This window comes from Streptococcus sp. Z554 (genome assembly GCF_053010305.1).
This window is the reverse complement of record NZ_JBRKNV010000017.1, coordinates 1-2,236: the sequence shown is the minus strand read 5'-3', so window position 1 is coordinate 2,236 and position 2,236 is coordinate 1. Positions and strand designations below refer to the sequence as shown.

The following is a 2,236-nucleotide window of genomic DNA, read 5'->3' as shown; positions in this document are numbered from 1 at the left end:
AAGACAGTTGAAGGTGTTGGTACTTACACAGTAGCAGCTGACGGAACAGTAACATTTGTTCCAGAAAAATCATTCGTTGGAACTGCTCCAGCAGTAACCGTTGTTCGCGAAGATAAGAACGGAACAAAAGCATCTGCAACCTACACTCCAACAGTAACTCCTGTTAAACCAACCGCTACACCAGTTGAAACAACAGATATTCAAGGTGCTACACAAACAGGTAAACCTAAGTTTACAGAAGGCGACAGCCGTGTGCCTATGAATGACGCTATTCCAGCAACATTTGATGATGGCTCAACAACTAAGACAGTTGAAGGTGTTGGTACTTACACAGTAGCAGCTGACGGAACAGTAACATTTGTTCCAGAAAAATCATTCGTCGGAACTGCACCAGCAGTGACAGTTGTCCGCGAAGATAAGAACGGAACAAAAGCATCTGCAACCTACACTCCAACAGTAACTCCTGTTAAACCAACCGCTACACCAGTTGAAACAACAGATATTCAAGGTGCTACACAAACGGGCAAACCTGAATTTACTGAAGGCGACAGCCGTGTGCCTATGAATGATGCTGTTCCAGCAACATTTGACGATGGTTCAACAACTAAGACTGTTGATGGAGTTGGTACTTACACAGTAGCAGCTGACGGAACAGTAACATTTGTTCCAGAAAAATCATTCGTCGGAACTGCACCAGCAGTGACAGTTGTCCGCGAAGATAAGAACGGAACAAAAGCATCTGCAACCTACACTCCAACAGTAACTCCTGTTAAACCAACCGCTACACCAGTTGAAACAACAGATATTCAAGGTGCTACACAAACGGGCAAACCTGAATTTACTGAAGGCGACAGCCGTGTGCCTATGAATGATGCTGTTCCAGCAACCTTTGACGATGGTTCAACGACTAAGACTGTAGACGGAGTTGGTAAGTTTACAGTAGCACCAGATGGTACTGTAAACTTCGTTCCAGAACCTAACTTCACTGGGACTGCGCCGGCAGTAACAGTGGTTCGTGAGGATAAGAACGGAACGAAAGTTTCTGCTACTTATACACCAACTGTAACTCCAATTACAATCACTCCAACAGACAAAGTTTCTGAGGATATCCAAAACGTTCCACAAACTCAAACACCTACATTTGAGTTGAGCAACGATAAGACTGCGAAAATCACAAGTAAGAAATTGGTAGATCCAGCAACTGGTCAACCTACTGATGAAACTACTGTGACAGTTCCAGGAGAAGGAACTTACACTATTGATCCTACTACAGGAGCAGTAACATTTACGCCAGAAAAAGACTTTGTCGGTACTGCAAAAGGAGTAACTGTTCAGGCAACTGCTACTATTACAAATGCTAATGGTAAGACTGCAACCATTACTTCAGATGCGACCTACACACCAACGGTTGTGCCAGCAGTTCCAACTGCAAGCCCTGCAACTTCAAAAGATATCCAAGGTGCTACTCAAACAGGTACTCCAACCTTTGCAGGAGCTACTGTTGAAGTAAATGGTCAAGATAAAGCGATCACGATTAAGGGTAATAGCTATACATTGTTGGACAAAGATGGTAACGAAGTTTCAAGCACACCAGCTTATGCAGCAGATGGAACAACACCAATCGGTACATTCACCATCGACCCAGCAACTGGTACTGTAACATTCACACCAACTGATAAGTCTTACACTGGTAAAGTAACACCTGTTAAGGTTCAAGCTGAAAGCTCAAACGGAATCAAAGTTGATACAACTTACACTCCTGAGATTGTTCCAGTAACACCAACTGCAACACCAGCAGAAACAACAGACATCCAAGGCGCAACTCAAAAAGGTAAGCCTGAATTCAAGGGTGGAACTGTAACGGTTGATGGAGTAGAAAAAACTGTTCCAATCAACGAAGCTGTTCCAGCAACATTTGACGATGGAACAACAACTAAGACTGTTGAAGGTGTCGGTACATACACAGTAGCAGCAGACGGTACTGTTACATTTGTACCAGAGAAATCATTTGTCGGAACTGCACCAGCTGTGACAGTTGTCCGCGAAGATAAGAACGGAACAAAAGCTTCAGCAACCTACACACCAACAGTAACCCCAGTAATCCCAACAGCTGAAGATGCAACTTCAACTGACAAACAAGGTCAAACACAATCTGGTAAACCAAGCTTTACACCAGGTAATCCAGATGTTCCAATGGATGATGATGTACCAGCAACCTTTGAAGATGGTTCAACAA

Annotated in this window: 1 pseudogene; it reads left to right on the top strand. The window is 43.6% G+C overall.

Going from position 1 to position 2,236, the window contains the following annotated elements:
• Positions 1 to 2,236 (top strand): annotated as a pseudogene (locus ACVC7R_RS08455) (CshA family fibrillar surface protein C); the annotation flags it as partial.